The sequence below is a fragment of the Actinoplanes sp. NBC_00393 genome, assembly GCF_036053395.1.
GTDB lineage: Bacteria > Actinomycetota > Actinomycetes > Mycobacteriales > Micromonosporaceae > Actinoplanes.
Window position 1 is genome coordinate 2,149,581 of sequence record NZ_CP107942.1, and the last position, 19,608, is coordinate 2,169,188.

Here is a 19,608-nt window from a genome sequence, read left to right on the forward strand (position 1 = left end):
CTGAGACTCGCCCGGTTGGATGGAGGTGGCGCGTGCAATCTCCTAGACGGCTTCTGTTGTCGTTGCTGGTTGCTTTGGCCGCGCTCCTGACCGGGGTGATCGGAATTGCCGTGGAGGCGGCGACCGTGCCAGGCGATTGGCCTTGGCCAGCCAACCTGATTCAAAAAGAGCCATGGCTGTGGGTAGGGGTCATTCTCCTGTTGATGGTCATTCTCGCGGTGTGGATGTCGATGACCGGCGAGAAGCGTGTCGTACCGCGGGGCGACGGTGGCGACAACGCAACGACGGCTGGCGTGCACAACTCGCACAACACCTACCACTACTACGGTGACAGCGCTGCCCGGCCTCCGATGCCCGCCTTAGCCCCGGAGCAGGAGGCCAGCGACGACGGTCCGGGTTATCGTGAGGTGCCGGATCTACCGGAGTTTGTGCCGGTCGCAGTGCGCGACCGTGTCGACGTGCTGGAGAGGCTGCGGGCGGAACTGCAAGATTCGCGGACCGTCTTCCTGCAACTGGTGGGTGATCCCGGGATCGGCAAGACTGCTGTTGCAGCCGAGGTCGCCCGAATGGCTCCTGGGGAAGTCGAGCCGATCTATCTGGCGGTTCAGGGACACCCTGGAGTAAATGCGGTGACCGTACTGGATCGCCTGGCCACTGCGATCGGGGATCCGGTCGAGCGGCAACGAATTGGTGAGCGAATCCGTGCTCCAGAGGCAGATTTCCGCAGCAAGCTCGAGGATGTTCTGGCGCACTTGGGAAACCGGCAGATCTGGCTTATTTTAGACGACGCCCAGGATCTGATTTCCGTGGACGGGCGGGTAATTCGTGACGAGATGCTGGATTCGCTCTTCGCGGAACTCCTGGTCACCGCACGCGAACACCGGACGAAGGTCCTCATCGTCACTCAGAAGCCGCTGCCGCTAGCCGAGTTCTCCGAGGTGCAGATGATCGGCGGGCTCACCGGCGACGACTTCGACGGCTTCCTGACCGACCTGGCTGCGGCGGGTCTGTCCGGCTCGGCTGACCTTCCATCTTCGGAGGTTGCCAAGGCGACCGGCGGGATTCCTCGCGGGGCCGAATTGGTTTTGGCGGCTCGGGAGGTGACCCGCGTGCGTGCGTCCGACCTGCTACGGGCCGCGGACAAGCCGTCGTACTGGGCAAAGGTCATCCTGTCTGCGCTGGCCCCGTCCCAGCAGCGTGTTGTGCGGGCACTGGCAGCCTTGGGCCGTCCAGCCGGGCCCGACGTCGTTGCTCACCTTTGCGGTGACGACGAGGGCGACGTGCGTGACGTCCTGATCGCGCTGACGGGCTGCCGGCTGGTCAGGCACCGCGGTCACCGGTTCTACTTGCCGGCTGCAGAGGCGGCACGGTTGGCGGCGTTCATCGGCGACGAGCCGGTGCGGGAGTCCCGCCGGCGGGCAGCGAAGTACTTCGCGAGCCGGGAACGTGGCACCGCCCTGCGGTTGGCCGATCTTGAGGATGCGTTCCACGCCATTGACTTGTACCTCAGAGCCGACGAACCAGTCCTTGCTGTGCGCCTCGCGGACCAGCTTGAATACCGGCACCTGCGGAGCTGGGGTCACAGTGCCGTACTGCTCCCATGGCTGCAGGAACTCGCGAGCGGCCTAGAAGGTCATCTTCCTGAGCAGGTGATCAACGCGTCCTTGCAGGCGCAGGCCCAGGCGCAACAAGGAAACTTGAAGGAGGCGATCGCCACGATCGGGTGGGCCGGCCGGATGAACCGTGATCCTGCCAAACAGGTCGAACTAGTCGTGGACCTCAGTGGCTACTGGTTCCGTGCCGGCCAATTGGCGAACGCGAGAGGCGGCTATCGGTTCCTCACCGAGCATCCGTCAGGGCATCCGGTGATTCCCTTCGGGCTGGCTGGGTTGGCGCGGTGCCAGGTGGAAATTGGTGACTTCACAACCGCCCGGGAGCATATTGCAGCGGCGCGGGCCGCGCTGGCCGAACTGGACGGCAAGCGTGACTCGACCCGTCGCCTCGAGATCGACCTGCTTTACCAACGGGCCCTTATCAGCTCAGAGGAGGGCGACGAACGAGCCGCCAACGGCCTCCTCGACGAAGCCAGGGATAGGGCTCGGCCTGACGAGCGCGTGCGTGAGGCACGCTGCGACGACCTCGAAGCCAGGATGCACCTTTACCGGCGTGACCACCGTGCCGCGTACCGACTCGCGAAGAGGGCCTACTCCGTGGCGGCCCAGGTGGGCAATCCTAGCCTCTACAGCACGGCGGGAGTGACTCTCGCCTTGACCGAACTGAGTCAGGGCCGGCCGAGTGAGGCGTTAGCCGCCGCCACCGTAGCTGCACGGTACGGCCTTCGGCTCTACGCCCCCGAGACACTCGTCGTCCAGGGGTTAGCCTCGCTGCGGTGCCGCGACGTGGGTGATCGCACACGGAAGTGCTTCATGTCCGCTGTCCAACTCACCGGGGAACTGCTACCTCTCGCGGAGGGCAGCTATCTGCTCCACGAGGCACGCGGTTTGGCCTTGGGCGGTCTTGCGCTGCTGCACTCTGCCGACGAAAAGAAGGCAGAAGAGGCATACGAGGCTGCCATAGCGGTTGTGGATCATCCGGGTGCCCGGGCGCGCCGACGGGAACTGTTCACCGCGCTGATCGCTGATCAGCCCAACGACGTACTCCCGGAGTTGCGAAAGCTTCTACTTTGATCAGAGCCAGCCCTGATTCTGGGCCTTGATGAGCGCGTCGGTGCGGTTACTGGCCCCCAGCCTGGTGTACAGATCCCGCAGGAGGCGGAACATCATTCGCTCGGAATAACCCGCCTCGGTAGCCAGTCGGTTGACGGTCATCCCTTTTGCGAGCTTGCGCAACCAATCGCGATCTTGCGCAGAGGGTCCCTCGGGCAGCGGTTCCGTGGTGACCGGTGCGGTCAAGGCACGTAACACATCGACCGGGACTATGGGTTCACCACGGAGGACGGCCTGGAATCGTTCGCGCAGTAGCGCGGGACTGGTGTCGCGTGCCATGACGCATACCGCCCCGGCCCGTAGAGCACGCACTGAGGCAGTCACTGACATTTGCTCCAGCAACGCCACCAGCCTCAAGTCGGCGGTCATCCGGGCAAGGCTCTCCATCAGATGCCAGTCGGACTCGGACAGCAGGGTGAGGATGACGACCTTGGTCTGTCGATCGTTCACCCAGGCCACCAGGTCGTCCGGGGCCTCCGATTCGAACCCGGCGCCGCGCAAGATCTCCTTGAGGCCGTGCCGGAAGACCGGCAGGGGATCGGCGACAGCGATCCGCACCAGCATGGAATCGTGACCTCCGATCACCACAGAAAACGTCCGCTGATCCTTGCCGATGTCGTGACGGTGCGCCACTAAGCCACGCCATTGCAGGGAACTGCCACTTTTCTGGCGTCATGGACCTGCGCGCCCTCAGCCACTTAGCGTGACTGACATGTCACCATCTGGCGATGTCCCTGAGTTTCGTGCTGAGGACTTTCCTGAGCTGAATGATCCGCGTTATGCAAACTTTGCTCGCTTTTCGTTCTTCGATGACGTGGCTGGGCTCAGGGCCGCCGTAACGGAATGCCTCAACGAGGCGTCGACCCGCACGGCCGAACTCGATGCCTGCGCAACGCGATTGGCGAGCCTGCTGTATAACCTCGCCCAGATCGCTCTGAGTAGTCAGAGCCAGGACCTCCGCGATGCCTATCTACACCTACGCTCGGCGCTGAGCATCGTTGAACAGGCCAGTGCAAACCTTCGATCAGCACATGCGAGCGGCGAGCGGTACGTCGGTAATTCGTGACTGCCCCACATCGCGGGTCCGTCGAACGGTTGGTCCTAACTGGCCGTACCTACTGTCGCGCCGCCTTCTCCTCTCGGTGCCCGTCCCGGAAGAATGCGATGTCTCCACCGCACAATCGAGGAGACACCTTTCATGCGTAAATTGTTCGGAGCCGGATTCGCGGTCGCTCTCGCCGCGGTCGGTGGCCTCGCCGTCTCGTCGCCGGCCTCGGCGGCGCCGGCGCTGCGTTTCCACAGCACGCAGTACGACTCGCCGGGTAAGGACACCCGCAGCAACAAGAGCCTCAAAGCTGAATGGATCTCGCTGGTCAACACCGGCAAGAAGGCGGTCAGCCTGAAGGGCTGGACGATCGTCGACAAGTCGCGGACCTACACGTTCGGGAACGTGCGGATTGCGGCGAACGGCGGCCGGATCTGGCTGCACACCGGATCGGCCACCGACACCGCGACGCACGTCTACTGGGGTAGTGGGAACTACGTGTGGAACAACACCGGGGACACCGCGATTCTGCGGACCCCGGCGAAGAAGCAGCACGACAAGTGCACGTGGAACAACAAGAAGGGCCGCACCAAGGTCGCCTGCTGACCATCGGGCCAGACCGGACCCGCCGCCGCTGCTCAGGTGCGGCGGCGGGTCCGGATGGCGTAGAACACGACACCGGCGACGAGCAGCAGGCACAGGCCCTGCAGGCCGGGGGAGTCGTCGTATCCGCCGAAGATGAAACCGGCGACGCCGAGCGCGATCGCGAGCGCGATGATGACGTATTTCATTCGGATTCCCCGTCCTCCACGTATTCCAGCAGGTCGCCGGGCTGGCATTCGAGCACCCGGCACATCGCTTCGAGGGTGCTGAACCGTACCGCTTTGGCCCGGCCGTTCTTCAGGACCGCGATGTTCGCCGGGGTGAGTCCCACCTTCTCGGCGAACTCGCCCACGCTCATCTTGCGTTTCGCCAGCTGCACATCGATGCGCACGACGATCGGCATCAGATCACCGCTTCCATGTCGGTGCGCAGTGTGGTGGCCCGCCGCAGCAGGGCCCGCATGACCACCATGAGCAGCCCGATCACCGCGACCCCGACCAGCGCGAGGAACAGCAGCAGCGGCAGGCCGGGATCGGTCGCGTTGATGCCGACGAAGAGGAAGACGCCGGCCAGCACCACCCAGCCGGACGCGATCGCCCACACGATCGCGTCCACCCAGACCAGGGACTCCTCGCTGAAGATCCGGTCATTCTTGACCCGGGTGAGCAGCTTCCAGGTGGCCACGATGACCACCTGCACACACACCACCCAGAAGATCGACACGATGGTGGCCGGCCACCTCAGGTAGGCGTCGTCCGGACTCTCCCGGGCCATGTGCGCGAACTGCCCTGGCAGCGACACCGTCTCGAAGAAGACCAGCACGCCGAAAAGCGCGACCAGGAAGAACCGGAGCGCGGCAACCGCTCGACTTTCAGAAAACATGGATCGAATCTCGCTGGAAACCTATCGATAGTCAATAGGGCGCGCCGTGAAGATCTTGTGCAGGTGGCCACCTAGCGACTGCCCGGCCCGGGTCACCAGCCGCCGGCTCAGGGCCGGATCCCGGCTCGGATCCTCCCGCGTCAGGTCGGTCAGCGCGTACAGGCCGGACAGGCCCAGACGCTGCTGCTCGTCCGCGGTGAGCGAGTTGCGCCCGACCACCGCGTAGGCCGGCCGCGGCGCCGCCCGCGCGGCGACCACGGCCGGCAGCTTGCCCCACAGCGTCTGCGAATCCATGTGGCCTTCGCCGACGACGACCGCCCGGCAGCCCTCGAGTGCCTCGTCGAAGCCGAGCAGGTCGAGGAAAAACTCCGCGCCGGAGACCTGCCGGGCGCCCAGCCACAGCGCGGCGAAGCCGATGCCACCGGCCGCGCCGGCGCCGGCTTGCGAGGCCAGATCCAGCGGCGACCTTCCGGTCACCGAAACCGGCAGGGCGCGAGCCAGGCGGTCAAGTCCGGCTTCAAGCTGATTGATCTGTACGCCCGAAGCGCCCTTCTGCGGCCCGAAGACAGCCGCCGCGCCGTCCGGCCCGAGCAGCGGATTGCCGACGTCGGTCGCCACGATCAGCTCGATCCCGTGCAGCGGATTACCGACGTCGGTCGCGACGGCCAGCTCGGTCCCGTGCAGCTCGGTCCCGTGCAGCGGATTGCCGACGTCGGACGCGACGGCCAGCTCGGTCCCGTGCAGGGGGGCGCTGATGTCGACGCCGGCGATCCGGTCCAGCGTCGCGCCGCTCGGGCTGATCTCCGCTCCGGTCTCGTCCAGGAAGCGCGCGCCGAACGCGGCCAGCATCCCGGCGCCGCCGTCGGTGCTGGCGCTGCCGCCCAGGGCGAGCACGATCCGGGAGACCCCGGTACCGGCCGCGGCGGCGACGGCCTGCCCGAACCCGAGGCTTGACGAGGTCATCGGTGCGCGTACCCCGGAAAGGGTGGCCAGGCCGCACGTGCTCGCCACCTCGACCACCGCGGTGTGGCCGTCGGAGGCGAACTGTGCCCGCACCGGGCGCCCGTCAGCGCCCACCACGGTGACCTCGTGGGCCCGGAAGCCTGCGTGCAGCGCGGCGGCGACACTGCCGTCCCCGCCGTCGGCCAGCGGCAGCAGCCGGGCCTCGACCCCGGCCGCTGCCAGCCCTTCGCCGAGCGCGCCGGCCACCTCGGCCGCGGTCAGCGACCCCTTGAACTTGTCGGGAGCGACGAGAACCCGCACGTCAGACCCCTGCCGTGACACGCTGCTCGGCGGCTGGTTGCGAGTCGGCCGGTTGCGAGTCGGCCGGCTGCGAATCGGCCGACTGCGAGTCCGCCGACTGCGAATCGGCCGGTTGCGAGTCCGCCGACTGCGAATCGGCCGGGTGCGGCACGATCTCGCCGCGCAGCACCGCCCGGGCCCGGGCGTGGTCGAGGGTGTTGTCCCAGCGCGCGATGAACAGGGTGGCGACCGCGTTGCCGCAGAAGTTGACCAGCGCCCGGCACTCGGACATGAACTTGTCGATGCCGAAGATCAGCATGATGCCGGCCGCCGGAACCGTGCCGACCGTGGCCAGGGTTGCGGTCAGAGCGATGAACCCGCCGCCGGCCACCCCGGCCGCACCCTTGGAGGTGAGCAGCATGACCGCGAGCAGGCCGAGCTGTTCGCCGATCGACAGGTCGGTGTTGGTGGCCTGCGCGATGTACAGGGCGGCGAGCGACAGGTAGATGGCGGCGCCGTCCAGGTTGAACGAGTAGCCGGTCGGCACGACCAGCCCGACGGTGGACTTCTGCACGCCGGCGAACTCCATCTTGCGCATCAGGCCGGGCAGCGCCGGTTCGGCGGTCGACGTGCCGAGCACCAGCATCAGTTCCTCGCGCAGGTAGCGCAGCAGCTGGAAGATGTTGAGCCGCAGGTAGAGCATGACTGCGCCGAGCCCGACGATCACGAACAACGCGGACGTGACGTAGAAGAGCGCGATCAGGGAGCCGAGGCTGGTCAGGGTGGACAGGCCGTACTTGCCGATGGCGTAGGCCATTGCGCCGAACGCGCCGACCGGGGCCAGCTTCATGACGTACGACAGGATCTTGAAGACGATCGTGGTCAGGCGGTGGACGCCGTCCAGGATCGGCGCGCCGGCCCTACCGACCGCGTTGAGGGCGACGCCGAAAATGACCGCGATGAAGATGATCTGCAGGATCTGGCCTTCGACGAACGGGCCGAGGATGTTGTCCGGCAGCACCTTGAGCAGGAAGTCCCACCAGTGCGACTCCTCGCCGGCCTCGACCAGTTCGGTCACGTCGTCGCTGGCCTGCAGGGTGGCGGGGTCGACGTTGACGCCGTCGCCGAGACGGAACAGGTTGATCGCGACCAGGCCGGTGGCGAGCGCGACGATCGTACCGATCTGGAAGTAGGTCAGGGCTTTGAGGCCGGTCAGGCCGACCTTCTTGAGATCGGCGACGCTCGCGATGCCGCCCACGATGGTCAGGAACACCACCGGGCCGATCAGCATCTTCATCAGGTCGACGAAGGAGGTGCCGATGGGTTCGAGGGCGGCGCCCAGGTCGGGCCAGATGGCGCCGACCGCGATGCCCAGCACGATCGCGACCAGCACGTAGAAGTAGAGCTGCCGGTACCAGCGGCGTTTCGTGTCCATGAGGCTCCTTCGATGTCTGTGATGCCTCACACCGTGCGGGACCGGGTTTCGAAACGTCCAAGACATCTTTGCTAGCTCACCGATAGGTTCGGCCTATGGATGCACGTCAGTTGACGTACTTTCTGGCGGTCGCCGAGCATTTGAACTTCAATCGGGCCGCCGAGCAGCTGCATCTCGCGCAGCCGTCGCTGTCGCAGGCGATGAGTCTGCTGGAGCGCGAGCTCGGCGTGCCGCTGTTCCACCGGGTGGGGCGCGGCATCGTGCTCAGCGACGCCGGCCGGCAGCTGATCGAGCCGGCCCGGCAGGTGATCCGCGACCTGGAGAACGCGAAGGCAGCCGCCCGGTCGGTGCGCGGGCTGGAACGCGGCCGGGTCGACATCGTCGCCATGCCCAGCCCGGGCATGGAGCCGCTGTCCACACTGACCAGGATGTTCACCGAGACCTACCCGGGGATGAGCCTGCTGATCGACGCCGCGTTCACCCCGGAGGAGGTGGTGCAGGCGGTCAAGGCCGGGCGGGCCGAGATCGGGCTGCTCGGCGCGGCCACCGCGCCGCACACCGGCGGCCTGGACGTGCGGCACGTCGAGGACCAGCCGCTGGTGCTGATCTCCCCGCCGGGCGAGGCCGGTGCCGGGCCGATCGACAGGGCCGAACTCGGTGGGATGCGGATGATCGCCAGCCGGCAGGGCAGCCTGATGCGGCAGCTCGTCGACGACGTGCTCGCCAGCGGGATCGAGGTGGAGATCGTCGTCGAGGTCGAGCACCGTACGTCGATCCTGCCCATGGTGCTCGCCGGTGTCGGGCACGCCGTCATGCCGTCGTCCTGGACCACGCTCGCCCGGCGGGCCGGCGCCACGGTACGGCAGATCGAGCCGGTCTCGCTGCTGCGGATCTCTGTGGTCTCGCGGCGCGAACGGCTCGCCCCAGCCGCGCAGGCCTTCCTCGGGTGCGTAGATAGGGCGTACCTATCGGTCTGATCGGGGTTTCATCTTGGACGCCGCCGCCGGTCCGGGCGTTGACTCGAAGGCATGACGACACCGCAGAGATTCCGTATCGCCGCTATTCCCGCCGACGGCGTCGGCATCGAGGTCGTCGAGGCCGGCCGGGCTGTCCTCGACGCGCTCGCCGCCGGCTCCCACGGCCGGTTCGCCTTCGACTGGCAGGACTTCGACTGGGGCAGCGACTACTACGCCCGGCACGGCGAGATGATGCCTTCGGACGGGCTCGACCAGCTCAAGGACTTCGACGCCCTCTACTTCGGCGCGGTCGGCTGGCCGAGCGTCCCGGACCATGTCAGCCTCTGGGGACTGCGCCTCAAGATCTGCCAGAACTTCGACCAGTGGGCGAACGTACGCCCGGTCGACTTTCTGCCCGGTATCCAGAGCCCGCTGCGCAAGGCCGACACCACCGAGCTCAACTGGGTCGTCGTGCGGGAGAACTCCGAGGGCGAGTACGCCGGGGTCGGCGGCCGTAACCTCGGCGCGCGGCCCGGCACCGGCGAGGTCGCTGTGCAGTCGGCGTTGTTCACCGAGTACGGCTGTGAGCGGATCATGCGCTTTGCTTTCGATCTGGCGCGTACCCGTACCCGGCGCAAGGTCTCCAGCGTGACCAAGAGCAACGCCCAGCAGTACGGCATGGTCCTGTGGGACGAGGTCTTCGCCCGGGTCGCGGCAGATTACCCGGACGTGGAGACTGAGAGCGTGCTCGTCGACGCCATGGCCGCGAAGTTCGTGCTGCGCCCCGAGGACCTCTCGGTCGTGGTCGCCTCGAACCTGAACGCCGACATCCTGTCCGACCTGGGCAGCGCCCTGGCCGGCAGCCTGGGCCTGGCGGCGAGCGCGAACCTCAACCCGGAACGCCGCTTCCCGTCCATGTTCGAGCCGGTGCACGGGTCCGCCCCGGACATCGCCGGGCAGGGCATCTGCAACCCGGTCGGCGCGATCGGCAGCGCCGCGCTGATGCTCGACCACTTCGGTCTGCACGACGAGGCCAAGGCCGTGCGGCACGCGATCGAGGTGACGACGGGCGCCGGGGTGCGTACCCGGGACGTGGGCGGCACCGCGACCACCCGCGAGGTGACCGCGGCCATCATCGACCACCTGGCGGTGTAAGTGAACTCTCCCGACCCGGCCGGCGTCGCGCGCTCGGTCATCGAGTCGAACCTGTACATGACCCTGGGCACCGCCGACGAGACCGGTACACCCTGGGCGGCGCCGGTCTGTTACGTGGCCGCGGCCGGGCATCGGGAGTTCTACTGGGCGTCGCGGCCCGAGGCGCGGCACTCGCGCAACCTTGCGGTGCGCCCTTCGCTGAGCGTGGTCATCTTCGATTCGCAGGTGCCGGTCTACCAGGGCCGGGCGGTCTACCTGGAAGCGGTGGGGGAGCAGCTGACCGGGGCCGACCTGCACGCCGGCATCGCGATCTACAACGGGCCGGCCGCGGAGCGGGGCTCCGCGATCCTCGAGCGTACGGATCTCGAAGCGCCCGCTCCGCACCGGCTGTACCGGGCCACGGTCGTTCAGTCGTGGATCCTCGACGGGTCGGACATCCGGATCCCACTCGACGCGCGGTAGTGGGCTCGCCTGCCGATCGCCGTCACGGCCACGACGATGATCGGGACCAGGGTCAGGTGACACACCGCCAGGGCGGTCTTGCTGACACCGTCGAAATCGGTCGGCAGGGTCATCACCACGATGGTCCCGACCGCCAGCACCGGCCCGATGATCAGCGCGGCCCGGACCACCCAGGCCGCCCGTGACGCCAGCAGCGCGACCACGGTCAGCCCGACCAGAAGCGGCACCAGGCTGAACCCGGCGACCGTGACCGCGTCCACCTCGGCCGGTCCCTGCGCCGAGGTGAAGGTGTAGGTGCCGCCGGCCGCCCGCCCGATCAGGTAGACGGCGAGGTTGACGACCACGGCCAGGGCGGCCGCCGCGGCGACGACCCTAGACATCGGCGGTCTGCTCGCGGACCAGGTACGCCTCGATGCGGGCGAACGCACCGGCCCACACCTCGCTGACGAAGAAGTCGCGGATCTCCGGCACCGGGAAGCCGCTCTGCGCGACGGTCATCAGCGTGCCGCCGTCGGCGGCCTCGAAGGAGATCTCGATGCGGGTCGTCATGGTCATTCCGTCCGGGGTGACGCCGGTGGACTCGGTGACCAGCCGGCGCGGGCGCTCGATCTCCAGGAACGTCTGCGTCTCCCGGATCAGGTTGTCCGGGTCGGGACCCCACACCGCGGTCTGCTTCCCGCCGACCCGCAGGTCGACCTCGATCTCGACGATGCCGGGCTCCTCGTCGAGGATGCTGAACCAGATCTTCTGCTTCTCGGCGTCGGTGTACGCGTCGAAGACCTCCTCGGGCGTCGCGGGCAGCTGCCGCGTCATCCGCATCTCCAGCGTCATCATGGTCCCTTCGAGTCGGATTGCTTCAGGGTGAAGTAGGCGTCCAGACCGTCCAGGCGCCGTGCCCAGAGCCGCTGGTAGAAGCTGATCCAGGCCATCGCCTCGTCGAGCGGGGCGTCACCCAGGCGGCACTGCCGGGAGCGGCCCACCTTCTCGGTGACGACCAGCCCGGCGTCCTCGAGGACCTGGACGTGCTTCTTCATGCCGGTCAGCGTCATCCCGGTGGGCTCGGCGAGCTCGCCGATGGTGGCCGGGCGCTGGCCCAGCCGGACCAGGATGCCCCGGCGGGTGGGGTCCGCCAGCGCGGCGAAGACCCGATCCAGAACAGCTTGCTGAACCATGTGGTTCACCGTAAGACACTGAACCGAATAGTTCAACGTCCCGCGTGTCTGCTACTGGACCCCGAGGACCCGGTGCCCGACCGCGATCGACTCACCGGAGATCGCGGCTGCCTGCGCCGACGCCAGGAAGGTGATCAGGGCGGCGACCTGCTCCGGCGTGGAGTCGCCGGGCGCCGCGGGCTGGGGCGCCGGGCTCGGGGTCGCGGTGACCAGGCCCGGGTTCACCACGTTGATCGTGATGCCGGTGCCGGCCACCGAGTCGGCCAGCGCTTTGGACGCGACGATCACCGCGGCATTGCGCACCGAGCCGGTCACCGAGCGGCTGAGCAGCGCGTTCTGTCCGCTGACGTTGATGATCCGGCCGAAACCGGCGCGCCGCATGTACGGCAGCACCGCATCGACGACCCGCAGATAGCCGACCGCCTTCGCGTCGAACGCGTCGAGCACCTGCGCCGGGTCCTGATCCTTTGCCGGGTCGAGGGTGTTCGCGGGCGGCGCCGCCGCGTTCACCACGATGTCGATGCCGGCCTCGGAGGCGATCAGCTCCTCGACGGCGGACTCCACCGAGGCCGCATCCCGGGTGTCGAGCGTGACCGTGCGGACCTGGCCGTCGAGTTCACCGGCAGCCTCCGCCAGCTTCTCGGCCGAGCGGGCGGCGAGCACGACCCGTACCTTCTCCCGGATCAGCGCGGCCGCGACCGCCCGGCCGATCAGGCCGCTGCCACCGACGATCAGAGCGGTACGCCCAGCGATGCCGAGATTCATGCCCGGTTAGATATCACGGCGCGGTGATCCGGTAAATGGCGCCGGCGTGGTCGTCGCTGACGTACACGGCCCGGTCCGGACCCTGCACCGCCATGACCGGGCGTCCCCAGCGGGAGCCGTCCTCGTCCTGGAAGCCGGTGAGCAGGGTCTGCTGCGGGCCGAGCGTGCCGTTGCGCCAGGCGAAGAACGACACCTCCGGAGCGCGGGGCGGCCTGCGGTTCCACGAACCGTGGATGCCGACCAGCGCGCCCTCGCCGTACTCGCCGGCCAGGCCGGGCCCGGTCGCGAAGCTCAGGCCGAGCGGCGCCGAGTGTGCGCCCATGCCCTGCTCGGTCGGCGCCAGGGCGGCGCAGTCCAGCTTCGAGCCGTCCGGGTTGTTCTTCAGGTCGCGGACATACGGCCGGTTGGTGTAGCTCAGCTTGTCGCCGCCGTCGACGTCCGGGTCCGGGTTGCAGTAGGGCCAGCCCAGGTCGCGACCCTTCGTGAGCCGTGCGAGCTGCTCGAACGGGTGGTCGTTCACGTAGTCCTGCAGCACCTTGCCCTGGTCGGAGTCGCCGTCGCCGTCGTAGTCCCGGTCGTGCGGGTACTCCACGTTGTCGCGATGGTTGACCGCGGTCCACACCGCGCCGTCCGGGTCGACGGCCAGGCCGGTGCCGTTGCGCACGCCCCGGGCGAAGGTCTCCGGTTTCCCGCCACCGGCCGGCACCCGCAGGATCGAGGCGCGCTCCGGGGTGGCGTCGCGGTCCTCGGCGGACACGTTGCCGGTCGAGCCGACCGACACGTACAGCTCGCCGTCCTCACCGACCGCCACGCTCTTCAGCGCGTGCGAGTAGGCGCCGCGCAGCTCCGGGCTCTTCTCGTCCGGCAGGCCGTCCACCACGACCCGCTTGCCGGACAGCGTCCCGGCGTCGTAGGCGAAGGCGTCCACCTGATCACTCTCGGCCACGTACAGCGTGTCGCCCTCGAAGGCGAGGCCGTGCGGCTGGTTCAGGCCGCTGACCAGGGTGCGCTGCGCGGGTGCGGTGTCGCCCTGGCCCGGCGTCAGCTCGACGATGTCGCCGAACTCCGGCCGGGAGACCAGGAGACGCCGGTCCGGGGTCCAGGCCAGCAGCCGGGCGCTGGGCACCCGGGCCCAGACATCGACCTTCCAGCCGGGTGGCGCCTGCACTTGCCGGTTCCGGTCGAAGGGGTCGGCCTCAGTGCCGGCAAGCGGGCGTACGGTCGTGGCCGCCAACGCCGGCACCGAGGCCGATCCCTCGCTCGGCTGCACGACAGGAGGTGCCGGCTCAGCGGGGGACGAGCACGCGCCAAGGGCGAGGAGCAGAGCCACCGTACGAATCTTCACTGTGCATCTGTACCCATTCGCCCTGCGTGATGCAACTGTCAGAACTCGTCCACGCGTGTCGCCTGGTTCGGGCAGGCGACGTCGATCGCCAGCTTGATCAGCTCACGGGCGGTGGCCTGGTCGGTCGCCTCGGCGTCCAGCGTGCCCAGCGATCGGGTGACCGCCACGATGTCGTCGGCGGGTCTGCCGGCGGCCAGGTCGACGCACGCGTTGCCGGCGATCGCCTCGATCTCGCCGTCGGTGCGGCCTTCGGCGACTTCCGGCAACTGCGCCCGGACGACCTCCACGAAACCGCCGCCCGGCGCCTCGGTCGCTGTTGCCGTCGCTGTTGCCGTCGCCGTCGCCGTCGCCGTTGTCGTTGCCGGCGCTGGCTTCTCGGGTTCGGTCGTTGTCGTCCCGTTCACGTTCACCGTGCAGCCGGCCAGTGCGACCATCGCCGCCGCCAAGGCCACTGTCGGCCACATTCGCTGCATCATCAGGCCCCTTCGGTCTTCAAGATCAGCTGAGGGTAGATCATGCGTGCACGGGGAACGCGGCGCGCGGTTCGCTGCCTGACCACCACAGGCCGATCGCCAGCGCCGCGGTCGCCTCCAGGTAGGCGGCCCGGGCCAGACCGCCGCACGGCGCCGGGGTGCAGCCGATCGAGCGGATCAGGGCCTCGACGGCGGCGGTCGCGGTGGGATGGTCGGTGCAGAACGGTACGGCCAGCGGATTGTTCTCGAACACCGGTGGGCGCAGCGTCCAGATGCTGACGTGGCAGAGGTTGAACGCCTTCACCAGGTAGGCGGCGGGTGCGGCGGCGGCCAGTTGCCCGGCCATCGGCTCGCCGTCGAGCATGAGGCCGCCGGCGGTGGGCACGACGCTGTTGGTGCAGTCGATCACCGTGCGTCCGGTTAGGTTGTGGGCGTTTGCGCGTACCAAATCTGGTGCTGCTTGTGCCGGGACCGCGACCAGAGCTGCTTGGCCGTGCCGTGCGGCCTCCTCGATGGTGCCGTGCGCCGCGCCGATGCCGGCGGCGGCCTGCTTCGCGCGGCCTTCATCGCGGCCGCCGATCATCACGTCGTGGCCGGCCGCCGTCCAGGCGCCGCCGAGTGACTTCGCCATGCCGCCGGACCCCAGAATTCCGATTCTCATGGCTGCCGACGGTAGGCGGGCCGATGCACACCAATTGGTGTCCGACGGCTGGGGGAAGATCGGATGATGGACGACTACACCTCCGACTGCCGGGCCCGGGTCGCCTTCGAGGTGCTCGGCAACCGCTGGGACAGCGTCGTGGTCTTCACGCTGGCCGCCTCGGGCCCCATCCGGCCGGCGGCGCTGCGGACTCAAATCGGCGGGATCAGCGCCAAGGTCCTCAACGACGCGCTACGGCGGTTGGAATACAACGGCCTGGTGGAACGCCGGGCGTACGCGGAGGCGCCGCCGCGGGTGGATTACGCATTGACCGAGGCGGGCGCGGCCCTGCTGGAACCGATGCGCATGATGGGCGCCTGGGCCACCAGATACGCCGATGCGGTGCTGGCCGCCCAGGAACGATTCGCCGCACCGGCCCGCCATTGACCTCGGTTCTCCACGGTCGCTGGTCATCAGATCGGCCCGGCCCTGGTTTTGTCCTTGATCCAGCCGGCCCACGCCTTCGGCGTGCCGACCTCTTCCGGTCATGAGGCGCCAGGTGAGCGGCGCGGCAGGCATCCGTAGCGGCCGAATACTCGCTGGTGAGGACGCGGGCTGTCCTCCCGGACGGTTACCTTGCGGCGCTCGACAGCATTGGGGGCCAGGGTCAGCGGGCGTCAGCGCCAACACCTGCCCTGGTGCCCGCTCAGGAGGCATCCGAGCCGCCCCCGATGGCCACTCTGCGCGTCGCCGCGGGAGCCCTCTTCTTCGACGAGGAAGGGCGAGTCCTGCTCGTGAAGCCCGCCTAGAAGGAGATATGGGACACCCGGGTGGATATGTCGAGCCCGGAGAGTCGCCTTGAACCGCCTGCGTTCGGGAGGTGCAGGAGGAACTCGGCCTCTCGGTGAACGTGGGGAACCACCTGGTCGTCGACTGGCCGCCTGCTCGGAATGAGGGCGACAAGATGCTTTTCATCTTCGACGCGGGAACCCTCGGGGAAGAGGCGCGCTCCGGGATCGGGCTTTCCGATGGCGAGTTGACGGAGTGGCGTTTCGTAGCGAACGAAGATCTGGACAGCTACATGCCAACACCGCCTGTCGCGCCGGGTCCGCACTGCCCTCCTCGCGAAAAGCCGAGGTGTGCCGGTGTAGGCGGAGCATGGGACGAGTCATTGACGTCGCCATCGAGGAGAGGCGGCGGGACTCTCAGCAGGATGGGGGGTGATCACCGCGCCTTGGCGCGATTCCTGAGTCCTTCACCTGGACGTGGGCGAGGGCCGGCGGTTGACTGTAAAACCGCGGTGGGAGGCGGCCATGGGGAATAGCCAGATCGAGAAGGTGGCCATCGAGCATGTGCTCGATCTTGAACGGCAAGCGGGCCGCATACCCGAGGATGTTCACCTATGCGGCCTGCCGTATGACATCAGCAGCCCTCCGCGCAAGATCGAGGTGAAGGCTTTCGGGAAGTCCGCGAGAGGCGCAGCGATCCCACTCGAAGACCGGCAATTCCAAGCGGCAGTCCAGGATCCTGATCGGTACTACCTGTATGTGGTCGACAACGTCGAGGGCGCTGATCAGGGTGCGATGCGGGTTCGGGTCATCCACGGAGACGCGCTGCGCGACTTACTTGCACGAAGCAAGCCTCACGTCACGTACTGGCCCACGTTCCGCACGGCTGACTACGACGGGGCTGAGCAGATACCGTGAAGGCACCTCCGGCCGCGGCTCAGGACGGTGACCGCCAGGTCGAGATCGACGCGCTGCCCATCAGCGAGCGCAAGGCGGCGGCTCTCCTGCTCGATACCGACCGCACCTTGCTGATGTGGGGCAAGCACGAGCGTGCCCTACAGGTGTTGCGGGTCGCCGGGCAGATCGCTCCCGAGGGGATCACGGGGCCGCCCCGCCACCCGGCGTCTCGTCGGCGATCTGACGACTACCGTTCGCCACGAAACCCATGAAGTTGCCGACGCCCTCGGAGTGACCGCGTGACGATTGCCAGCAGCGTTCTGTACGTGATCGTGTGCGCCGCCGGGCCTGCCGGCGAAGTCGACCGCCTGGTCGCCCTCGCCCAGGATGACGGATGGACCGTCCAGATCGTCGCCACCCCGTCAGCGCTCGAATTCATCGACACGGCTGCCTTGGCGAAGCAGACCGGCCGTCCGGTGCGCAGCCGCTACCGCAGACCCAGCGAGCCCAAGCCACCACGGGCGGACGCCATCATCGTGGCGCCGGCGACCTACAACACCATCAACAAGTTCGCGCAGGGAATTGCTGACACCTACGCGCTGGGGCTGCTGGCCGAGGCGCCCGGTCTCGGCATTCCCGTGGTGATGCTGCCTTTTGTGAACAGCGCCCTGGCCTCGCGGGCTGCTTTCCGCCGCAGTGTCGAGGAGCTCCGCTCCGAAGGGGTGTGCGTGCTTCTCGGCCCCGAAGGTTTCGAGCCCCACGCACCCGCTTCTGGCGCCGGCCGCTTCGATGTCTACCCCTGGCACCTGGCCCTACAAGGTCTCGAACGGCTGTCGGGCCCTGCTTGAGGCGTGGCGTCAGGTTGCTGTGTAGCCGCCGTCCACGGCGAGGATGGAGCCGGTGACGTAGCCGGCGGCGGGCGATGCCAGGAAGGCGTAAGGGGCTGCGATCTCGTCGACGGTGGCGCGTCGGCCGAGGGGTGTGAAGGTGCTGATGCGTGCGTCGGAGGCGGGATCGTCGTGGGCGGTGACGTTGTCCATGATGTTGGCGACGTAGCCCGGCGCGATGGCGTTGACGCGGATGTGGTGCGGGGCCCATTCGGCGGCGAGGGTGCGGACGAGCTGGTTGATGCCGCCTTTGCTGGCGGCGTACGGAGCCAGCGTGGGTACGCCGACCTGCCCGGCGATGGACGACGTCATGGTGATCGATCCGGGCCGGCTCTCGGCGATCCAGTGGCGGGCGGCGGCCTGGGCGGGCAGGAACGCGCCGCGGACGTTGACAGTCATGACCCGGTCCCACTCGTCCGGGCTGTAGTCGATGGCCGGCTTGATGATGTCGATGCCGGCGTTGCAGATCAGGTGGTCGAGGTGCCCGAAGGCGGTGACGGCCGCGTCGATGAGCTGCTGGGCGACCTCGGGTGCGGTGACGTCGCCGGGCAGTTGGGCGAGGCGGCGTCGTCCGTCGGGAGTCGCGGCCTCAAGGATCGCGACGGTGGCGGCGGTTTCGGCGGGATCGTAGCCGTTGATGAGGACCGAGGCGCCCTGGGCCAGCAGGGTCCGGGCGATGGCCAGGCCGATGCCGCGGCTCGAGCCGGTGACGACAGCGGTGGTCCCGGTCAGGTTGAACAGATCACTCACCGTGCGTCCTCTGCTGGTCCCACTGTCGTCGAAGCGGCTCGCCGTTGATTTCGGTCTCCCCGCCGAGTCCCCACCAGAGGGTATCGCCGGCGATCAGGTAGGGATGCCACTCTCCGACGGGGCCGCCCGTTTCGAGAGCGTCTGCGACGGCCGTGAGATAGGTGCCCAGACTGGTCCAGCCGTTTGCGAAATCCGCGGAATCGCTGGTCGGCGCGAGCCCGAGCCGGCCATGTCCCGGCCCCGGCCGCAAGTCGATGATCTGTAGCAGCGAGTCGCCATCCCCGAACGGAACCCATCGCTCGTCCCACCAGGGTTCCGTGTTCGGGTGGTGCACGGTGAAACCGTCGATGTCCGGTGCGATGTCCATCCGGATCTCGTACTGTTCGACGATCCCCCGGACGCTGAGCGGAGCGGCCTCCGGGAGGACGTTTCCCCATCGTGTCAGGCCGTCGTGCCGCCGCAGCGACGCGACCAGCTCGTCCGGAAGGGCGAATCCGAGCTGAGCCTCGGCGGCGGCTATCGCCTCCGGCGCGCCCGGTGGGCCGAGCAGCGCCGCGCTGGGCGGGGTGTTCTGCCGCATCCACCGCTCGATCCGGGTCCAGGATTCGGGTACGGACACGGCGCTTTCCTGTTCGAGGATCACTGCTGAATCAGCTCGGCAATTCGGTTCCACGCTGGGGACATGGCGCCGGCTGTTGCGGCGGCCAGGCGGGTGATCACCACGTCTGACGGGCTTTCCTCGGCCGGGGCGGCGCGGGCGGCGTACCAATCGCGGGTTCTGATGGCGATCGCCGGCAGGCGGGGGTCGGATGGCGGCCAGTCGAAGGCCGCGTCGTAGTCCAGGTAGAGGGTGCGGAACACCGGGTCGGCGATGGCGTCGAGCTTGTCGGTGATCCAGGCTGAGGCCTGCGTGGGGGCCACCGACTGCAGCAGGATCCACAGGTCCCGTTCGAGGTGGACGGTTCGCTCGCTGATGCCGATCTCGCGCAGGAGCGTCAAATAGCCGGCTACCTCCGGTGAGACGAACAGGCCGTCGCCGCCCTCTAGCTCGGCTATCTGCCGGCGGATGCGCTCGATCTCCACGGCCCGCCGACGCAGACCCTGGTCGATCTCGGCGATCGCGGCGGCGAAGACTGATGGGCCGGCGGCCAGCAACTCCTTGATCCGGGCGAGTGGCACGCCGGCCGCGGCCAGAGTTCGGATCTTGACCAGCTGGATGGCGTGGTCGGCGCCGTACCTGCGGTAGCCGGAAGAGTCCCGTGGGGGCTCCGGCAGCAGGCCGCGGTCGTGGTAGACGCGGACCGCCTTGGTGGTCACGCCCGCGTAGGAGGCGAGCTGGCCGATGGTCAGCAGATGCCGTCCACCGGCCGGCGAGTCACTCATGG

At 68.2% G+C, this 19,608-nt stretch carries 27 protein-coding genes; 11 read left to right on the plus strand and 16 right to left on the minus strand.

Going from position 1 to position 19,608, the window contains the following annotated elements:
* The first annotated feature begins 56 nt into the window (after nt 1-56).
* A complete protein-coding gene (locus OHA21_RS09730) occupies nt 57-2,687 on the plus strand; it encodes an AAA family ATPase (RefSeq protein WP_328472382.1) in 2,631 nt (876 codons plus the stop codon).
* On the opposite strand, the gene OHA21_RS09735 is transcribed toward OHA21_RS09730, so the two are convergent.
* Nucleotides 2,688-3,359, minus strand: coding sequence for a DNA-binding response regulator (locus OHA21_RS09735; protein ID WP_328472384.1), 672 nt, complete (start codon nt 3,357-3,359; stop codon nt 2,688-2,690). It lies immediately after the preceding gene.
* A 79-nt stretch (nt 3,360-3,438) separates the two neighbouring features.
* On the opposite strand from OHA21_RS09735, the gene OHA21_RS09740 reads away from it, so the two are divergent.
* Nucleotides 3,439-3,792: a hypothetical protein gene (locus OHA21_RS09740; RefSeq protein ID WP_328472386.1), complete on the plus strand. Its 354-nt coding sequence runs from the start codon at nt 3,439-3,441 to the stop codon at nt 3,790-3,792.
* Between the two features lie 132 nt (nt 3,793-3,924).
* The gene (locus tag OHA21_RS09745; protein ID WP_328472388.1) at nt 3,925-4,377 is read left to right on the plus strand and encodes a lamin tail domain-containing protein; all 453 of its coding nucleotides are present in this window, start codon (nt 3,925-3,927) and stop codon (nt 4,375-4,377) included.
* 32 nt (nt 4,378-4,409) lie between these two features.
* Here OHA21_RS09745 and OHA21_RS09750 read toward each other — a convergent pair whose 3' ends face one another.
* From OHA21_RS09750 to dctA, 5 genes are read right to left on the minus strand one after another with little or no spacing between them, the layout of a single operon-like run.
* Nucleotides 4,410-4,562 (minus strand): hypothetical protein, encoded by a 153-nt coding sequence (locus tag OHA21_RS09750; RefSeq protein ID WP_328472390.1) that lies wholly within the window; start codon nt 4,560-4,562, stop codon nt 4,410-4,412.
* Nucleotides 4,559-4,777, minus strand: coding sequence for a helix-turn-helix domain-containing protein (locus OHA21_RS09755; protein ID WP_328472392.1), 219 nt, complete (start codon nt 4,775-4,777; stop codon nt 4,559-4,561). Before OHA21_RS09755 ends, OHA21_RS09750 begins: the two co-directional genes overlap by 4 nt.
* Nucleotides 4,777-5,256 carry a DUF2975 domain-containing protein gene (locus OHA21_RS09760; protein ID WP_328472394.1) on the minus strand — a complete coding sequence of 160 codons (480 nt, stop codon included), beginning with the start codon at nt 5,254-5,256 and terminating at the stop codon, nt 4,777-4,779. Before OHA21_RS09760 ends, OHA21_RS09755 begins: the two co-directional genes overlap by 1 nt.
* A gap of 21 nt (nt 5,257-5,277) precedes the next feature.
* A complete protein-coding gene (locus OHA21_RS09765; protein ID WP_328472396.1) occupies nt 5,278-6,519 on the minus strand; it encodes a glycerate kinase in 1,242 nt (413 codons plus the stop codon).
* Nucleotide 6,520: 1 nt separating this feature from the next.
* The gene (dctA, locus tag OHA21_RS09770; RefSeq protein WP_328472398.1) at nt 6,521-7,933 is read right to left on the minus strand and encodes a C4-dicarboxylate transporter DctA; all 1,413 of its coding nucleotides are present in this window, start codon (nt 7,931-7,933) and stop codon (nt 6,521-6,523) included.
* Nucleotides 7,934-8,028: 95 nt separating this feature from the next.
* On the opposite strand from dctA, the gene OHA21_RS09775 reads away from it, so the two are divergent.
* The 3 genes from OHA21_RS09775 to OHA21_RS09785 are packed head-to-tail and all read left to right on the plus strand — an operon-like array spanning nt 8,029 to nt 10,506.
* Nucleotides 8,029-8,910: a LysR family transcriptional regulator gene (locus tag OHA21_RS09775; protein WP_328472400.1), complete on the plus strand. Its 882-nt coding sequence runs from the start codon at nt 8,029-8,031 to the stop codon at nt 8,908-8,910.
* Nucleotides 8,911-8,961: 51 nt separating this feature from the next.
* Nucleotides 8,962-10,044: a tartrate dehydrogenase gene (locus tag OHA21_RS09780; RefSeq protein WP_328472402.1), complete on the plus strand. Its 1,083-nt coding sequence runs from the start codon at nt 8,962-8,964 to the stop codon at nt 10,042-10,044.
* Entirely contained in the window at nt 10,045-10,506 is a 462-nt protein-coding gene (locus OHA21_RS09785) for a pyridoxamine 5'-phosphate oxidase family protein (RefSeq protein WP_328472404.1), read from the plus strand. It begins immediately after the preceding gene.
* On the opposite strand, the gene OHA21_RS09790 is transcribed toward OHA21_RS09785, so the two are convergent.
* From OHA21_RS09790 to OHA21_RS09820, 7 genes are all read right to left on the minus strand, one after another.
* The gene (locus OHA21_RS09790) at nt 10,452-10,886 is read right to left on the minus strand and encodes a DUF6069 family protein (RefSeq protein WP_328472406.1); all 435 of its coding nucleotides are present in this window, start codon (nt 10,884-10,886) and stop codon (nt 10,452-10,454) included. The genes OHA21_RS09785 and OHA21_RS09790 overlap by 55 nt on opposite strands.
* Nucleotides 10,879-11,337: an SRPBCC family protein gene (locus tag OHA21_RS09795; protein WP_328478357.1), complete on the minus strand. Its 459-nt coding sequence runs from the start codon at nt 11,335-11,337 to the stop codon at nt 10,879-10,881. Before OHA21_RS09795 ends, OHA21_RS09790 begins: the two co-directional genes overlap by 8 nt.
* Entirely contained in the window at nt 11,337-11,678 is a 342-nt protein-coding gene (locus OHA21_RS09800) for an ArsR/SmtB family transcription factor (RefSeq protein WP_328472408.1), read from the minus strand. Before OHA21_RS09800 ends, OHA21_RS09795 begins: the two co-directional genes overlap by 1 nt.
* 51 nt (nt 11,679-11,729) lie before the next feature.
* Nucleotides 11,730-12,443 carry an SDR family NAD(P)-dependent oxidoreductase gene (locus OHA21_RS09805; protein WP_328472409.1) on the minus strand — a complete coding sequence of 238 codons (714 nt, stop codon included), beginning with the start codon at nt 12,441-12,443 and terminating at the stop codon, nt 11,730-11,732.
* Between the two features lie 13 nt (nt 12,444-12,456).
* Nucleotides 12,457-13,686 (minus strand): PQQ-dependent sugar dehydrogenase, encoded by a 1,230-nt coding sequence (locus OHA21_RS09810; RefSeq protein WP_328472411.1) that lies wholly within the window; start codon nt 13,684-13,686, stop codon nt 12,457-12,459.
* A gap of 140 nt (nt 13,687-13,826) precedes the next feature.
* Nucleotides 13,827-14,252, minus strand: a complete 426-nt coding sequence (locus OHA21_RS09815; protein ID WP_328472412.1) for a hypothetical protein — start codon at nt 14,250-14,252, stop codon at nt 13,827-13,829.
* Nucleotides 14,253-14,301: 49 nt separating this feature from the next.
* Nucleotides 14,302-14,922, minus strand: coding sequence for an NADPH-dependent F420 reductase (locus tag OHA21_RS09820; protein WP_328472413.1), 621 nt, complete (start codon nt 14,920-14,922; stop codon nt 14,302-14,304).
* 63 nt (nt 14,923-14,985) lie between these two features.
* Between OHA21_RS09820 and OHA21_RS09825 the strand changes: the two genes are divergently transcribed.
* From OHA21_RS09825 to OHA21_RS09845, 5 genes are all read left to right on the plus strand, one after another.
* Nucleotides 14,986-15,348: a winged helix-turn-helix transcriptional regulator gene (locus OHA21_RS09825; RefSeq protein ID WP_328472414.1), complete on the plus strand. Its 363-nt coding sequence runs from the start codon at nt 14,986-14,988 to the stop codon at nt 15,346-15,348.
* A 463-nt stretch (nt 15,349-15,811) separates the two neighbouring features.
* The gene (locus tag OHA21_RS09830) at nt 15,812-16,225 is read left to right on the plus strand and encodes a hypothetical protein (RefSeq protein WP_328478359.1); all 414 of its coding nucleotides are present in this window, start codon (nt 15,812-15,814) and stop codon (nt 16,223-16,225) included.
* Nucleotides 16,215-16,607: a DUF3883 domain-containing protein gene (locus tag OHA21_RS09835; RefSeq protein WP_328472415.1), complete on the plus strand. Its 393-nt coding sequence runs from the start codon at nt 16,215-16,217 to the stop codon at nt 16,605-16,607. The genes OHA21_RS09830 and OHA21_RS09835 overlap by 11 nt, the downstream gene beginning before the upstream one ends.
* Entirely contained in the window at nt 16,604-16,858 is a 255-nt protein-coding gene (locus OHA21_RS09840; protein ID WP_328472417.1) for a hypothetical protein, read from the plus strand. The genes OHA21_RS09835 and OHA21_RS09840 overlap by 4 nt, the downstream gene beginning before the upstream one ends.
* A 27-nt stretch (nt 16,859-16,885) precedes the next feature.
* Nucleotides 16,886-17,434, plus strand: a complete 549-nt coding sequence (locus tag OHA21_RS09845) for a flavoprotein (protein WP_328472419.1) — start codon at nt 16,886-16,888, stop codon at nt 17,432-17,434.
* Between the two features lie 9 nt (nt 17,435-17,443).
* Here OHA21_RS09845 and OHA21_RS09850 read toward each other — a convergent pair whose 3' ends face one another.
* From OHA21_RS09850 to OHA21_RS09860, 3 genes are read right to left on the minus strand one after another with little or no spacing between them, the layout of a single operon-like run.
* Nucleotides 17,444-18,223: an SDR family NAD(P)-dependent oxidoreductase gene (locus tag OHA21_RS09850; RefSeq protein ID WP_328472421.1), complete on the minus strand. Its 780-nt coding sequence runs from the start codon at nt 18,221-18,223 to the stop codon at nt 17,444-17,446.
* Nucleotides 18,216-18,842 (minus strand): SMI1/KNR4 family protein, encoded by a 627-nt coding sequence (locus OHA21_RS09855; protein WP_328472423.1) that lies wholly within the window; start codon nt 18,840-18,842, stop codon nt 18,216-18,218. Before OHA21_RS09855 ends, OHA21_RS09850 begins: the two co-directional genes overlap by 8 nt.
* A gap of 20 nt (nt 18,843-18,862) precedes the next feature.
* Entirely contained in the window at nt 18,863-19,606 is a 744-nt protein-coding gene (locus tag OHA21_RS09860) for a MerR family transcriptional regulator (protein WP_328472425.1), read from the minus strand.
* Nucleotides 19,607-19,608 lie beyond the last annotated feature (2 nt).

Coding starts and splice junctions, on each gene's coding strand:
- OHA21_RS09740 (WP_328472386.1), top strand. CDS start 3,439: ATGTCACCATCTGGCGATGTCCCTGAGTTTCGTGCTGAGGACTTTCCT.
- OHA21_RS09745 (WP_328472388.1), top strand. CDS start 3,925: ATGCGTAAATTGTTCGGAGCCGGATTCGCGGTCGCTCTCGCCGCGGTC.
- OHA21_RS09750 (WP_328472390.1), bottom strand. CDS start 4,562: ATGAAATACGTCATCATCGCGCTCGCGATCGCGCTCGGCGTCGCCGGT.
- OHA21_RS09755 (WP_328472392.1), bottom strand. CDS start 4,777: ATGCCGATCGTCGTGCGCATCGATGTGCAGCTGGCGAAACGCAAGATG.
- OHA21_RS09760 (WP_328472394.1), bottom strand. CDS start 5,256: ATGTTTTCTGAAAGTCGAGCGGTTGCCGCGCTCCGGTTCTTCCTGGTC.
- dctA (WP_328472398.1), bottom strand. CDS start 7,933: ATGGACACGAAACGCCGCTGGTACCGGCAGCTCTACTTCTACGTGCTG.
- OHA21_RS09775 (WP_328472400.1), top strand. CDS start 8,029: ATGGATGCACGTCAGTTGACGTACTTTCTGGCGGTCGCCGAGCATTTG.
- OHA21_RS09780 (WP_328472402.1), top strand. CDS start 8,962: ATGACGACACCGCAGAGATTCCGTATCGCCGCTATTCCCGCCGACGGC.
- OHA21_RS09790 (WP_328472406.1), bottom strand. CDS start 10,886: ATGTCTAGGGTCGTCGCCGCGGCGGCCGCCCTGGCCGTGGTCGTCAAC.
- OHA21_RS09795 (WP_328478357.1), bottom strand. CDS start 11,337: ATGACGCTGGAGATGCGGATGACGCGGCAGCTGCCCGCGACGCCCGAG.
- OHA21_RS09800 (WP_328472408.1), bottom strand. CDS start 11,678: ATGGTTCAGCAAGCTGTTCTGGATCGGGTCTTCGCCGCGCTGGCGGAC.
- OHA21_RS09805 (WP_328472409.1), bottom strand. CDS start 12,443: ATGAATCTCGGCATCGCTGGGCGTACCGCTCTGATCGTCGGTGGCAGC.
- OHA21_RS09815 (WP_328472412.1), bottom strand. CDS start 14,252: ATGTGGCCGACAGTGGCCTTGGCGGCGGCGATGGTCGCACTGGCCGGC.
- OHA21_RS09820 (WP_328472413.1), bottom strand. CDS start 14,922: ATGAGAATCGGAATTCTGGGGTCCGGCGGCATGGCGAAGTCACTCGGC.
- OHA21_RS09825 (WP_328472414.1), top strand. CDS start 14,986: ATGATGGACGACTACACCTCCGACTGCCGGGCCCGGGTCGCCTTCGAG.
- OHA21_RS09835 (WP_328472415.1), top strand. CDS start 16,215: ATGGGGAATAGCCAGATCGAGAAGGTGGCCATCGAGCATGTGCTCGAT.
- OHA21_RS09860 (WP_328472425.1), bottom strand. CDS start 19,606: ATGAGTGACTCGCCGGCCGGTGGACGGCATCTGCTGACCATCGGCCAG.